This window comes from Aquimarina sp. MMG015, from assembly GCF_018100855.1.
Lineage (GTDB): Bacteria > Bacteroidota > Bacteroidia > Flavobacteriales > Flavobacteriaceae > Aquimarina > Aquimarina latercula.
On the sequence record NZ_JAGJEB010000013.1, the window covers coordinates 61,331 to 76,516 of the forward strand.

12 protein-coding genes are annotated in these 15,186 nt (G+C 33.0%); 9 read left to right on the forward strand and 3 right to left on the reverse strand.

All coding sequences use genetic code 11. From position 1 onward, the window contains the following. Positions 1-80: 80 nt before the first annotated feature. The 3 genes from J8L88_RS20135 to metG all read left to right on the forward strand — a co-directional run bounded on the left by J8L88_RS20135 (position 81) and on the right by metG (position 5,432). Positions 81-1,541 (forward strand): DUF1800 family protein, encoded by a 1,461-nt coding sequence (locus J8L88_RS20135; protein WP_027393287.1) that lies wholly within the window; start codon positions 81-83, stop codon positions 1,539-1,541. A gap of 7 nt (positions 1,542-1,548) precedes the next feature. Next, entirely contained in the window at positions 1,549-3,162 is a 1,614-nt protein-coding gene (locus J8L88_RS20140; RefSeq protein ID WP_027393286.1) for a DUF1501 domain-containing protein, read from the forward strand. Positions 3,163-3,365: 203 nt separating this feature from the next. After that, positions 3,366-5,432, forward strand: a complete 2,067-nt coding sequence (metG, locus tag J8L88_RS20145) for a methionine--tRNA ligase (protein ID WP_211061668.1) — start codon at positions 3,366-3,368, stop codon at positions 5,430-5,432. A gap of 13 nt (positions 5,433-5,445) precedes the next feature. Here the strand turns inward: metG and J8L88_RS20150 are convergent, their stop codons facing one another. Next, the gene (locus J8L88_RS20150; protein ID WP_118388755.1) at positions 5,446-6,711 is read right to left on the reverse strand and encodes an MFS transporter; all 1,266 of its coding nucleotides are present in this window, start codon (positions 6,709-6,711) and stop codon (positions 5,446-5,448) included. Positions 6,712-6,782: 71 nt separating this feature from the next. Here J8L88_RS20150 and J8L88_RS20155 point away from each other — a divergent pair, with 71 nt between their 5' ends. From J8L88_RS20155 to J8L88_RS20170, 4 genes are all read left to right on the forward strand, one after another. After that, a complete protein-coding gene (locus tag J8L88_RS20155; protein WP_027393283.1) occupies positions 6,783-7,685 on the forward strand; it encodes a histone deacetylase in 903 nt (300 codons plus the stop codon). Positions 7,686-7,945: 260 nt separating this feature from the next. Further along, on the forward strand, positions 7,946-9,421 hold the full coding sequence (locus J8L88_RS20160) for a cellulase family glycosylhydrolase (RefSeq protein WP_211061669.1): 1,476 nt from the start codon (positions 7,946-7,948) through the stop codon (positions 9,419-9,421). 129 nt (positions 9,422-9,550) lie between these two features. Further along, positions 9,551-9,901: a hypothetical protein gene (locus tag J8L88_RS20165; protein ID WP_027393281.1), complete on the forward strand. Its 351-nt coding sequence runs from the start codon at positions 9,551-9,553 to the stop codon at positions 9,899-9,901. 1 nt (position 9,902) lies between these two features. After that, positions 9,903-10,619, forward strand: coding sequence for a hypothetical protein (locus J8L88_RS20170; protein ID WP_027393280.1), 717 nt, complete (start codon positions 9,903-9,905; stop codon positions 10,617-10,619). 6 nt (positions 10,620-10,625) lie between these two features. Here the strand turns inward: J8L88_RS20170 and J8L88_RS20175 are convergent, their stop codons facing one another. Continuing rightward, the gene (locus tag J8L88_RS20175; RefSeq protein ID WP_027393279.1) at positions 10,626-11,096 is read right to left on the reverse strand and encodes a CBS domain-containing protein; all 471 of its coding nucleotides are present in this window, start codon (positions 11,094-11,096) and stop codon (positions 10,626-10,628) included. 312 nt (positions 11,097-11,408) lie between these two features. Here J8L88_RS20175 and J8L88_RS20180 point away from each other — a divergent pair, with 312 nt between their 5' ends. Next, positions 11,409-13,808 (forward strand): M28 family peptidase, encoded by a 2,400-nt coding sequence (locus J8L88_RS20180; RefSeq protein WP_211061670.1) that lies wholly within the window; start codon positions 11,409-11,411, stop codon positions 13,806-13,808. Then, complete coding sequence (locus tag J8L88_RS20185; protein WP_211061671.1) at positions 13,792-14,613, forward strand: NAD(P)H-binding protein; 822 nt, start codon at positions 13,792-13,794, stop codon at positions 14,611-14,613. Before J8L88_RS20180 ends, J8L88_RS20185 begins: the two co-directional genes overlap by 17 nt. Here J8L88_RS20185 and J8L88_RS20190 read toward each other — a convergent pair. Then, on the reverse strand, positions 14,602-15,168 hold the full coding sequence (locus J8L88_RS20190) for a hypothetical protein (protein ID WP_211061672.1): 567 nt from the start codon (positions 15,166-15,168) through the stop codon (positions 14,602-14,604). The two genes, J8L88_RS20185 and J8L88_RS20190, sit on opposite strands and share 12 nt — an antisense overlap. Between the last annotated feature and the right edge of the window lie 18 nt (positions 15,169-15,186).

The following is a 15,186-nucleotide window of genomic DNA, read 5'->3' on the forward strand; positions in this document are numbered from 1 at the left end:
TTAACAAGAAACTAACTGTCAGATAATTACGTTTCGATAAAAATAAACTAACGTAAATTCTTAACTAACTCAATCTATTTATGCTAACAACAAATACTTCGTGTAATGTTGCTTCATTAAACATCTATTCCCCGACAAACTCAAATCCTTGGAATAGACAAAAAGTTAATCATTTGTACAGAAGACTTGGTTTTGGTGCTACTCCAGAAATGGTGAATAATGCGCTCAATCAAAACCCTTCTGACCATATTGATAGTCTTATCGATGAAGCTTTGAACCTTAATCCAACTCCAGCACCGGCTTGGGGCTATTGGATAAAAGATGACTTTGACGCAAGACCAGAAAACCCTTTTGAATACAGAAGAGATTGGAAAAATCAAATGGTGGCAGATATGTTTCAGAATAATCTTAGAGATCGTCTTACTTTATTTTGGAGTAATCATTTTGTAACAGAAGATAATACATATCAAAGCCCTGCATATATGTTTCAATATTACAATTTACTACAACTTCATTCTTTGGGGAATTTTAAGGATTTCGCAAGTGATATGGGACTTTCTTCGGCTATGCTTATCTATTTAAACGGATATGAGAACACGAAAAATAGACCCAATGAAAATTATGGACGAGAGTTATATGAACTCTTTGCTCTAGGAGTAGACAATGGATATACTCAAAATGATATTGTTGAAACTGCAAGAGCTTTAACAGGTTGGAACGAAAGAGAAGAACGTTGGGGTCCAATTACCTTTGATGCTAACAAATTTGATAGTGATGATAAAACAATTTTTGGTCAAACTGGAAATTGGGATTATTATGATGTAATTAGAATTTTATTTGAGCAAAGACCACAACAAATAGCAGCATTTATTTGTGGTAAACTCTATCGCTACTTTATTAGCCCAGCAACCAACGAAACTATTGTCAATCAACTAGCTCAAACTTTTTTAGATAATAATTTTGAAATAGCTCCTGTACTAAGACAACTGTTTAAAAGTGAACATTTTTTTGACCAGAAAAGTTTAGGTGTTCATATTAAAAGTCCTGTTGATGTACAAATCAACTTTTTTAAAGACTTAGGTTTTGAATTACCCGCGGATTTCGAATTTAACAACAAAATACGTGGAGGATGTCAAGAATTGGGACAAGAATTATTAAAACCAGTTGATGTTGCTGGTTGGCAAGGAGATAAAGATTGGATAGATTCTAGTACAATTACTACAAGGTGGGATAGAATTGGTTGGTATCTATGGAGAGCTTGGAGGCATAACGAAGAGCAATTTAGAGTAATCGGCAAGGCTGTAAGTGATGAAAACTCTAATGATGTTGAGTTAGTATCTCGACAAATTATGGATAATTTTTTGTCCAAAGAGCTTATTAGCGCTACAGAATATAGCCAAGGTTTAGAAATTTTTAAAGATCAAGTTCCTGAAAATTATTTTGAAGATGGCACTTGGAATCTTGATTGGGAAACTGCTCCCAAACAGGTCTATAGCCTTTTACAATTTCTAATAACAATCCCTGAATTCCAACTTAAATAATAACATCATGTGCGATACTCATTATAAAAATTTCACACCAAAATCTGGTAGCTGTAATAATCAAGAACATAAGAAATGGAACCGTCGTTCATTTTTACAAGCTCTAGGAATCGTTGGTGGAGGTACTATGGCATTTGCTAACACCGCTTTGTCTGTATCAAAACCTTCTCCACTATCCGCTGCTCTAAATGAATCAGAAAATGATAGAGTCCTAGTAATTGTAAGACTTAAAGGTGGAAATGACGGATTAAACACAGTAATCCCAATCAATCAATACGACACATATGCCAATGCACGCCCTAACATAAAGATTCCAGAAAATCAATTATTCAACCTTAATGATGATTATGGAATGCCGAATTATGCTAATAAATTTGAGAAATTATGGGGAGATGGTCAGATGAAAATTGTGCATGGAGTAGGATATGAACAAAGTGCATTATCACACTTTACAGGTTCCGATATTTGGGCAACCTCTGATGTAACCGATCAAGAAAGTTCTGGTTGGATGGGAAGGTATTTTGAAAACCTATATCCAGACTATCTATTAAGTCCTCCAGATCGTCCTGCAGCTATACAGATAGGAAGTAGTGGGAATCTTATATTTAATGGAGACCAAAACAATTTTGCTTTTTCTGTAGCCGATCCAAGAAAACTTTATGAAATAGCTCAGAATGGATCTCTTTATGACCTAAGTAATCTTCCTGATTGTACACACGGAGAAAAAGTAGGTTATCTAAAAGGAGTGGCAAATACTACATTTACATATGCAGGAGTAATTAATGATGCTTATGAAAGTACTTCTGATTTCGGAAATTATCCTGACAATAGATTATCACAACAATTAAGTGTTGTTTCTCGTCTTATAAAAGGAAATTTAGGAACCAAAGTATATTTTGTTACTTTAGGTGGTTTCGATACCCACAATGACCAATTAAATAGGCAAGAAGAATTGATGACTCAATTATCAGAGACTATGTCTTATTTCTATGATGATCTTAAAGATGCTGGATGGGATGATAAAGTAGTTTCCATGACAATTTCAGAATTTGGAAGAAGAGTAAAAGAAAATGGCTCTCGTGGAACAGATCATGGAACTGCGGCTCCTATGATGCTTTTCGGAACAGGATTAGATGGAAATGGTTTTATAGGAGATCATCCTGATTTGTCAAATTTAAATAATAACGGGAATCTATATAATACCAATGATTTTAGACAAGTGTATGCTTCTATTATGAAGGAATGGTTATGTATAGACGGTAATATTGTTGATCAAACTCTTTTAGGTCAGCAATACGATCCATTGGATCTTGGTTTTGGCTGTAATAGTTTAGGTACAGATGAAGAAATCCCAACCTTCGAAAATTTCGGTCACACAGTTACATATACAGATAACCAATCATTTCTTCATATTACCAATGCGCAGGCTGGTCATGTAAATGTAGATCTTTATAGTATGAGTGGGCAAAAAATAGCAAACCTAAAAAATGAAATGCTATTAGAAGGAGAACATGTAATAAACGTAAAAGAAGCCGCTCAAACTAATCTATCCGAAGGGTTTTATGCTTATAGAATAACTAAAGGCAAAAAACGATATAGCAAACCCGTTATGATCTTATAACAATTTTAATACAACAAATTATTTTAAACAGTATCAGGATTATTTCTTGATACTGTTTTTCTATTAAAAAGAATGTTATTTCTAATTAAACCTAGTCAGAGACACTAATATAAAAGCATAAAATAAGATTAGTATTAATTAGATAAAGCTTTCTTATTTTATATAAGTGTTTATTACCTTTGTGCCTCATTTTTATAAGCATTATGAGCGCACCTAAGAGATATACAATTACATCAGCTTTACCATATACAAATGGCCCAATTCATATCGGGCATCTTGCAGGAGTTTATGTTCCTGCAGACATATATTCTAGATACCTTAGAATTACGGGAAATGACGTGGCCTTTATTTGTGGTAGTGATGAACATGGTGCCGCCATACCAATGCGCGCTAAAAAAGAAGGAGTTTCTCCTCAGGTAATTATTGACAAATACCACGCAATCATTAAAAAGTCTTTTGAAGATTTCGGAATTACCTTTGATAATTATTCTAGAACCTCTGCTCCTATCCATCACGAAACGGCTTCTGATTTTTTCAAAAAATTATATGAAGATGGAAAGTTTATTGAGGAAACCTCAGAACAATTATATGATGCAGAAGCAGATCAATTCCTTGCAGATCGTTTTGTAACTGGTACTTGTCCAAAATGTGGATACGAAGAAGCTTATGGAGATCAGTGCGAAAACTGTGGTAGTTCACTGAATGCAACAGATTTGATAAATCCAAAATCTACAATTTCTGGGGCAAAACCGACATTAAAACAAACCAAACACTGGTTTTTGCCATTAGATCAATATGAAGATTTCCTTAAGGAATGGGTACTAGTAGGTCATAAAAAAGACTGGAAAACCAATGTATATGGTCAAATCAAATCCTGGGTTGATGATGGATTAAGACCAAGAGCAGTAACTCGTGATTTAGATTGGGGAATCCCTGTCCCGGTAGAAGGAGCAGAAGGAAAAGTGCTATATGTTTGGTTTGATGCACCGATTGGATATATTTCTTCAACTAAAGAATGGGCAGCAAGAGAAGGAAAAGACTGGGAACCTTATTGGAAAGACAAAGACACAAAACTTGTACATTTCATCGGTAAAGATAATATCGTATTTCACTGTATTATTTTTCCAAGTATGTTAAAGGCAGAAGGAAGCTATATTTTACCAGAAAACGTTCCTGCAAATGAATTTTTAAACCTTGAAGGAAACAAACTCTCTACTTCTAAGAATTGGGCTGTTTGGTTACATGAGTATTTAGAAGATTTTCCAGGTAAACAGGATGTGCTTCGCTATGCACTAACCGCAAATGCTCCAGAAACGAAAGATAATGACTTTACTTGGAAAGATTTCCAAGATAGAAATAACAACGAACTAGTTGGTAATTTTGGAAACTTTATCAATCGTATTGTTGTGTTAACGAATAAATATTACGACGGTATCATTCCTGAACCAAATGAATTGTCTGATGTAGATCAACAAACCTTAAAAGAACTAAGAGCTTATCCTGATGTTATCAGTAGCTCTATTGAGCGCTATAGATTTAGAGAAGGTTCACAAGAATTATTAAACGTTTCGAGATTAGGTAATAAGTACTTAGCAGATGAAGAACCTTGGAAACTTATTAAAACAGATCCTGAGCGTGTTAAAACCATTATGTATGTTGGTTTACAAGTTGCTGCTGCTTTAGCTACTTTATCAGAACCATTTTTGCCTTTTACATCTCAAAAATTAAAGAATATCCTTGCTATCAATTCTGATGACTTAAAAACCAACTGGAATGATATTTCTACAAAAGAAGCACTTCTTCCTGCCAATCATAAGATTGAAAAAGGCGAACTATTATTTTCCAAAATTGAAGATACTGATATCCAAAAACAGCTAGATAAATTAGAAGCTACTAAAAAAGCAAACCAAGCCGAGAACAAAACCGTAGAACCGCAAAAAGACACAGCTACTTTCGAAGATTTCACTAAAATGGATATGCGAGTTGGAACTATTGTAGGAGCTGAAAAAATGCCAAAAGCAAAAAAGCTGTTAGTATTAAAAGTAGATACTGGAATCAATACTAGAACGATCGTTTCAGGCATAGCAGAACACTTTAAACCAGAAGACCTAATTGGTAAAAAAGTGACTGTTTTAGTAAATCTTGCTCCTAGAAAATTAAGAGGTGTAGAAAGTGAGGGGATGATCCTAATGACTGAAACTCCTGATGGGAAACTAGTATTCTTAAATCCAGATCAAGAGGGTGTCAATCCTGGCGCTATGATTAGCTAATGTTTGAATACTTTTAACTACTTGAATTTTCTTCAATATCTTTTCTGAGGTCTAATTTCCTAAAAGCTGGAGAAACGATAGAAGTAAAAATAACAGTTAGTAATGTCATACTACCGCCAAATACAACGGCTGTTACTGTGCCCATGTATTTGGCAGTAATACCACTCTCAAAAGCTCCTAATTCATTTGAAGATCCTACAAACATGGAATTAACAGAAGAAACTCTCCCTCTCATATGATCAGGAGTTTTAAGTTGTAATATTGTTTGTCGTATCACCATTGAAATTCCATCCGTGATTCCGCTAAAAAATAATGCCATTACAGAAATCCAAAAAACAGAAGAAACACCAAAAATTATAATACTAACTCCAAATCCAAAAACAGCTAATAACAGTTTTATACCTGCTTTTTTATTAATCGGAAAATATGCAGTGGTAAACATAATTATAAAGGCCCCTACAGCAGGAGCAGCCCTTAGAACACCAAAACCTTGTGGTCCAACTTTAAGAATATCCTGAGCAAAAACAGGTAATAATGCAATAGCACCTCCAAAAAGAACAGCGATCATATCTAAAGTAAGTGCCCCTAAAACCGCTTTGGTCTTAAAAACAAACGTTAACCCTTCTTTCAAACTCTTAAATATAGGTTCACCAATATTAGGATTCATTATTGGTTTCTTAGGAATCCTAAACAAACAAATGAAAGCTATTAACGCCCAACCAACAATCACTAACATCGACCAATGCACATCAATAAAACCTATTGTAAATCCAGCAAGTGCTGGTCCAGCAACGGCTCCTATTTGCCAAGTGGAACTACTCCAAGTGGCAGCATTAGGGTACACCTTTTTAGGAACTAACAACGCTAACAAGGAAAACAAAGTAGGACCTAAAAAAGCTCTAACAATACCTCCTAAAAAAACGAGAAAATAAATTCCATACAAAATAGTAGATTCAGCCAAAGAACCTGAAATACTAGGCCACGTTAATAGTAACAAACCTAAACTAATTCCCAAAAATCCTAAAATACACGTAAGTAGTAAGCTTTTCTTCTCTTTTTGATCAACAATATGACCTGCAAATAAAGCCAAAGATACTGCCGGGATAACCTCCATTAAGCCAATAATACCTAAAGAAAGTGGATCTTTTGTAAGACTATATACTTGCCATTCGATTACTATAAATTGCATAGTCCACGCCATAACCAGTGACAACCGTATTAATAAAAAAATTGTAAACTCTTTATATCGTAATGCTGAGTAAGGATCATTTTTCATCAAAAAGGTAATTGGTTGTTTAGCAAAGATAGTATCTTCGTATTCATTAAGTAAATGATTATTGCCTTATCTAAATGCTAAAAATAGCATACCATCCTATATACAAACATCCCTTACCAGAAGGGCATCGTTTTCCGATGATCAAGTATGAGCTATTGCCTAAGCAATTATTACATGAAGGCACTTGCAATCAAGAACACTTTTTTATCCCAGAAATACCTGATTCTAAGCCTATCTTAGCAGTTCATACCACAGAATATTATCAAGAACTTACTGAGCTTACATTAGATCGAAAAGCGATACGTAAGATTGGTTTCCCGCTATCGCAGGAGCTCGTTGATCGAGAAGTGATTATTGCTGATGGCACTATTAAAGCTTCAGAATATGCAATGAAGTACGGTATAGCTATGAACATCGCTGGAGGAACACATCACGCTTACAGTAATCGTGGCGAAGCTTTTTGTTTATTAAATGATCAAGCTATTGCTGCTAGATATTTATTACGACAGCAAAAAGCAAAGAAAATACTAATCATAGATCTTGACGTGCATCAAGGAAACGGCACTGCAGAAATATTTAAGAATGATCCAAATGTATTTACATTCTCCATGCACGGAGCAAACAATTATCCTTTTAAAAAAGAACAGTCTGACCTAGATATTCCACTTATTAATGGAACAGAAGATAAAGACTATCTAAAAATTCTGAAAGAAACACTCCCTAAACTTATTAAAACACAAAAACCCAATTTTATATACTACCTCTGTGGAGTTGATATTTTAGGCTCCGATAAATTGGGTAAATTGGGGTGTACTATAAAAGGCTGCAAAGAAAGAGATCGATTTGTAATACAAACTTGTAAGGATCATTCTATTCCGATAATGTGTTCAATGGGTGGAGGATACTCTCCAGATATTAAGACTATTATTGAGGCGCATGCTAATACCTTCAGATTAGCGCAAGAAATCTATTTCTAATACAAACAAAACTTGCAAGTTTTTAATAATATAAGTTTTATACTACACCTCCTTATCATAGTATACCTACAAACGAAAAATCCATTTAACAAATTCTCATTTAACATAAAGTTTTAGTGCATAAAACTTTAAAAATCAATACCATTAAAAGCTTTTTAATAAAAATGATATTTATCAAAAATAGAATCAATAATGAAATACTAAAAGTTTTTACGCAATCGTTATAGCTGTTATACAAATCATAACTAAGCTTAACTAAAATGAAAAAAATTTACATCCTATTTCTGATGACAGTTTTAATGTCATCAAAATACGTTATTTCTCAAGAAGATTGTCCCGGCAATTGGTTAACTGTAAACGGCAACAAATTATTAGATGCCGATGGTAACGAAGTAATACTAGCAGGTGTTAACTGGTTCGGATTCGAAACACAACTCAGTAGTTTTCATGGAATCTGGTCTCGAGATCATAAAAGTGTACTACAACAGTCTAAAGACCTTGGTTTTAATTGCTTTAGAATACCTTGGCATAATATGATGTTAAGAGATGGTGCTTCAATAAACATTGGCTCTTATGGTTCTGATCCTTATACCGGAGTAACACCTATGAATGAAGAAGAATCAACTTTTACAACTCCATTAGAGCTATTAGATAGAACAATCCAATGGTGCCAAGAAAACGATATGAAAGTAATCCTAGATTGTCATTCTAGAAACCCTGATGCATATCTCGTTGAAAAATTATGGTATACCGATAATGTACCCGAACAACAATGGATTGATGACTGGGTGTTTATAGCAGATCGTTATAAGAATTTTGATGCCGTTATCGGAATGGATATTAATAATGAACCAAACGGTAAAATTGATAATCCAGAAGGTGCTAGATGGGGAACTAATGATGCTTTCGACTGGCGATTAGCAGCCGAAAAGTGTGGTAATGCTATCCTAGAAGTAAACCCAAATGTACTAATCATGGTTGAAGGGATTGAAGCATACACAAAACCAGATGGTACAGAAACATCATATTGGTGGGGAGGAAATCTGCAAGGAGCCAGAGATTACCCTATTACGTTAAGTAATCCAAATAAATTGATGTATTCACCTCACGAATATGGTCCTACCGTATTTGAACAGGAGTGGTTTTCTGCACCAGATTTTCCTGATAATATGCCGGGAATCTGGGAAGAACAATTTAACTTCTTAAATACAAACGGAACTTCTCCTCTACTCGTTGGAGAATTAGGAATTAAGGGGCAAGGAGGATTAGATGAAATCTGGTTTGCCAAGTTTATAGATTTTATCAAAGAAAAGAAATTACACTTTACATTTTGGGCATTAAATCCTAATTCTGGTGATACTGGAGGTATTTTGGCTGATGATTGGAGCACAGTAGTGCAATGGAAAATGGATTATTTACAGCCCATTTTATCAAATCCAATCCCTAATTGTTCTGCAGGTAACGTATTAGCGGTAGATGATCTTTCTGATATTTCTTTTAGCGTATACCCAAATCCAGTATCTCAAACATTAAATTTCAACTTTAAACAGGGTAGTATTAATTCTATCAGTATTTATGATCTTAATGGCAGAAAAGTGGATAATATTACACAAGAAATTTTATCTTCTGATAGCTATTTATATGATGTTTCTAAACTAACTGCTGGAGTATATCTTTCTAAAATCACTATTACTAACTCCAAAGAAACGTTCACTAAAAAAATAATCATTGAATAATAGATCTTTTATCATATCCAATAAAAAATGGAGTATACTAATTAGTGTACTCCATTTTTTTAACCCCTATATTATCCATTTACAAACGATTAAATCGGATTATTGTATATTGCTATCAAATAATACTTTATGCAAAAAGACTGTCCAGAATGTGGTGAAAAAATTATTGGTCGCGCTGACAAAAAATTCTGTAGTGATTATTGCAGAAATGCCTTCAATAATAAACTTAATAAGGATAGTAAAAACTTAGTACGAAATATCAATAACCGCCTTAGAAAAAACTACCGCATTCTAGAGGAACTCAATCCAAAAGAAAAAACAAAAACTACCAAATCAAAGTTAATTGCTAAAGGGTTTGATTTTCAATTTTTCACCAGTATTTATACTACAAAAGTTGGAACAGTATATTACTTCGTTTATGATCAGGGATATCTTCCTTTAGAAAACGAATACTATGCTTTAGTAAAAAGAAATAACTAATATGTCTTTTTTAAAACTTCAATTAATGGCTATAGGAGATAGTGGATTCTTTTTCATTTTTCTATTCGGCATTATCGTTTTTTTTATTCTATCTCAAGTTTATAGTAAGAAAAATAGGATGCTAAGGAAGTTAAAAAAACATTCTTTTAAAAAAATCCCTCTTTGTAAAGAAAACGAATACATTAAAGTTAAGGGTAAAGCTTTACCTATTGATCAACATTTAATTTCGCCTATTGGAAAAAGAGAATGTTTGTATTATAAAATTCAGGTAGAAGAAAAAAGAAGTAATGGAAAAAACAGCTCTTGGAGAACAATCATTACCGAAGAAAAATATCAAAATTTCATTCTAGAAAGTGACGGAAATAAGGCAATTATTGACACAAATATCCCGAAAAAAAGTAAAATCACATACCTCGATCAAGATGTTGAATACACTTCTGGAACTTGGAAAGATGCACCTGCTTTTTTAGAAAAGTTCCTTCAATCTCATGGAAAAGAAAGCACAGGGTTTTTAGGCTTTAATAAAAGTATTCGTTATAAAGAAGGAGCGATAGAAATAGGTGAAGAGATTACAATATTGGGTATAGGAAATTGGAAAGAATCCGATCATAACTTTGACCGATATTCTTCCAAAAGTATGTACATATCAGGTGATAGCGAACATAAACTTATCATTACTGATCTTTCTAAAGCAAAAAAATCAAAAAAAACGACTTAAACTTACTTATACGTCTCTCCAGTTTTGGCCTTTCATCTGTAAAGCTGCTTTCATAACATCTTTTTGACTTATCTGTCCTACTAACTTACCATTTTCCAATATTGGAAAACGCCTTCTTTTACTCTCTAAGAATTTATTAGCAGCATCAAAAATACTAATATTACCGTCTATGGTATCCACATTTTTTGCCATAAACCTTTCTACATTAGCATCGTCAATTGGCATATTGTAATAACGACTTTCGTTTAGTTGTTTAATACAATCTCCTTCAGAAATAATTCCTAACAATTCATTTCGTTCATTAACTACTGGACCTCCAGAAATTTTATGTTTTATTAAGGTTTCCATCACTTCCATTACAGATTGTTCTGGAGAAAAAGTGATCAAGTTTCTGGTCATGTAATCTGAAACTTTAATTGGAGTATTATCCTGCTTTTTTACCTTGGTTCTCGCGCCCTGAAAACTTATAATTCCCATAATAATAGTGATTTAGTGAATCTTAAATATAGTCATTTTCAATTACTTATTCAATAGCATTTTAACATTTACGATGGTAAAATCTGATTTTATTACCTTTATCAAAATTATTCGAATCATCAAAATTTAGATATTTCCTAAAAAAATATGGTTCGCGTAAACTATCTTAAAGGATATTAAACAAATGAGGGAAATAAGAATCAATTTGACAAAAGTGAGTTTATTTCTATTACTTATTAAAAACTTGTCTTCTTCTATTCAAATCTTAGACGATATACTTTTATCTAGACTAACAAAACAAACTAAAAACTGATGAAAAAAATTCTTTCAGTAATCACGTTCATATGCATTCTTTTATCTGTATGGTATACCTTTTATAGTAGTATGCCTCAACAAATATCAGGTTTGGACACACCACAACAAGAGTTCTCTACATTAAGAGCATTAGAGCACGTTAAAAAAATCTCTGAAAAACCACATTATTTAGGAAGCTCAGGGCATGAAGAATCAAAAAACTATATCCTAGAAGAACTTAAAAAATTAGGTTTATCTCCAGAAATTCAAGAAGGATTTTCCTTGGGCGATAAAGGGACAATGAGTAAACCCCAAAATATCATAGCAAAAATAAAAGGTGCCAAACCTGGAAAAGCTTTACTCTTATTATCACATTACGATAGTAGTCAACACTCTTCTTATGGTGCGAGTGACGCGGCAAGCGGTGTTGCGACCATTTTAGAAAGTATTAGAGCATATTTAAGTCAAAATAAAACTCCGACTAACGATATTATTATTTGTATTTCAGATGCAGAGGAATTAGGGCTAAATGGTGCAGATTTATTTGTGTCGGAACACCAATGGGCAAAAGATATCGGATTAGTACTTAATTTTGAAGCTAGAGGAAGTGGAGGAAATTCTTTTATGTTAATGGAAACCAATGGTAAAAATGGTAAAATGATTGAAGAATTCATCAAAGCCGACCCTAAATTCCCTGTAACAAACTCTCTAGCCTATAGTATTTATAAACTACTTCCTAACGATACGGACCTAACCGTTTTTAGAAAACACGGAAATATTGAAGGGTACAATTTTGCTTTCATCGATGATCATTTTGATTATCACACAGCAAATGATACTTGGCAAAACCTTGATCTAAATACATTGCAACATCAGGGTAGTTATTTAATGCCATTACTAACCTATTTTTCGGATGCTGATATTTCTAACCTAAAATCAGAACAAGACTTTTTATATTTTAATATTCCAATATTCAAAATTATTAAATATCCATTTAAATGGATCTACCCTCTACTTGGAATAGCCATTTTTCTTTTCATTGGACTTATTATCTATGGCAAGGCAAGGTTTCGTATTAATTTTAGTGAAGTTGGAAGCGGATTTTTAGCATTTATTATTTCAGCAGGATTAGCAGGAGTGCTTGGTTTTGGGCTATGGAAATTAGTGCTAATAATATACCCAGAGTATCACGACATATTACATGGATTTCCATACAATGGATATTACTATATAGCTGGAGCTATATTCCTTGCTATAGCAGCATTTTTTAAAGTATACAGTATCTTTAATAATGTAGAAGAACTGCCAAGTATATTAGTAGCTCCATTATTTTTTTGGATACTAATCTGCGGAGCTGCTGCTGTATATTTAGAAGGTGCAAGCTATTTTATCATTCCGGTATTATTATGTTTATTATGTCAATTTGTATTGATTAACCAAAAGAGACCATTTCCTTTATTGATGCTAATTCTATGTCTACCTTCTATTTTTATGATGGCACCTTTTATTGCGACTTTCCCTGTGGCCTTAGGATTAAAAATAACGTTTGCTTCTTCTGTACTTACAGTTTTATTATGTACATTATTATTACCAGTGATTGGTTTTTATACTAAGAAAAGTATGTTGGGTACAGTTGCTTTCGTAATTGCTTTAGCCTGTCTTGGTACATCTCATTTTAAATCAGATTTTACCAAAGAAAGACAAAAACCTAACAGTTTGGTTTACATCATACATGAGGACAATAACAAAGCATATTGGGCATCTTATGATCATACGCTAGACTCTTGGACTAAAAACTATATTGACCGCCTTAAAAACATTGCTAAAGATTGGAATCAAAACACTATCGAAAGTAAGTACAGTAATTCTTTTAAATATGTTAACGAAGCTCCTTTAAAAAACATTAGTTCTTCGAAAATAGAAACTTCTTTTGATAGTATACAAGGAGATACAAGAATTTTAGATTTATGCATACGACCACAGAGAAATATTAATAGAATGGATTTATTTATACGAAAGTCTTTTAAATTTAATAAGCTATCTGCAAACGGTATTTCTGCTAAAGATATAACTGGCAAAGATGGTTTTGTAAAAAACTCTTTTACTGAACGTACTGGTAATCGCTTACTGACGTATCATCTAAGGAATAATGAATCACTAGAATTAAAAATGGAATTTCATAAAGATTCAGTTCCAGAGATTGTTCTTTATGAATCTTCTTATGACCTGCTAGAAAACGATTTATTTTCTATTCCTAAGCGTTCTGAAACGATGATTCCAAAACCATTTGTATTAAATGATGCCATAACTATTAAGAAAACATTGACATTAGAATATGTCGAAAAAATCAAAGATTCTGCATCTTTGCAAACCAATCAATCTTCAAATCTATCAGAAGATAATGAACAAACAAATTAGTGTATTAGGAACTGGGTGGCTAGGATTATCTTTAGCCAAAGCTCTTTTAAAAGAAAACTACATAATTAAGGGATCTTCTACAACAGAAAGTAAATTAGACAACCTTAGAAATGAAGGGATTGACTCGTATCTGTTAGAAATAACTGAAAATGGGCCTAAGGGCAACACTCAGTCTTTTCTCGATGGAAGTGACATATTAATTATTAATATCCCACCAGGATTACGCAGAAATCCTGAAGGTAACTTCGTAGCTAAAATTAGAAAATTAGTTCCTTTAATTGAAACATCAACAATTAAAAAAGTAATTTTTATAAGCTCTACCTCCGTTTTTTCTGACGAATATGGTTTCCCTCTAATTACGCAAGAAACTACTCCTAATGCTACTACAAATGCAGGAAAACAGCTAATAGAAGTAGAAAAACTATTACAAGAAAATAAAAAATTTCATGTTGTTATACTTCGTTTTGCAGGTTTATTTGATTCTAGAAGGCATCCGGCAACAATGCTATCTAAAAGGAAAAATATTAAAAATCCTCTAGCCCCAGTAAATCTTATCCATCGGGAAGATTGTATTGGAATTATCGAAAAAATTATCAAGCTCGACAAGTGGAATAAAACCTTTAATGCATCTTACCCTGATCATCCTAAAAAATCGGCCTATTATAGTGCAATCTGTAAACAAATGGAATTACCGGTTCCCGATTATGATTTTGACACTCCTTCAAAAGGTAAGATTATTGATTCCAAAAATTTACAATACGACTTGCAATACAGCTTTAAAAGAAACCTGTATTTATTTAGTTAAGCCTGATAAATCTAAACGTTTGATTAAAGAATCAATTAATTGTTCTTGTTTATATGGATTAGGAAGTGTAAATCGATTACCAAATTTCATACGATGAAACCTTTCTAGATAAAACGAAAAACTACCGGGTTTAAGATCCTTATTTATATAAGCATTATACAAATAGGTAAAGTTTCTTTGCCTTGACTCAATGTTTCCTGAATGATGAATAACAATCCAGGGAGTTCCAGCCGCTAGTTCTCCTAGTGTATCTTTAGACGGGTGCCCATATTCTTGCAAATACAGTTCAATTTTTTGAAGATTAATTCGATCATTTTTAATCATCTGCTGTATCGCTCCCTTTTTCTCATCACTATCATACCCAAATTCTAGCTCTACTTCGGCAAGATTCTTACGAACTTTTTGATCTTGTAAATGTATTTCCTCTAAAAAAGCCATCTTCTCATCATTAGTATACAAAGACTTAACCTCAAGAACAATTTCTTTGCTTATTTTATCTTCCTTATTACAACCTAATATTAATATAAAGATCAAGCAATATATAACCTTATTCATGATACTTCTTTAATATTG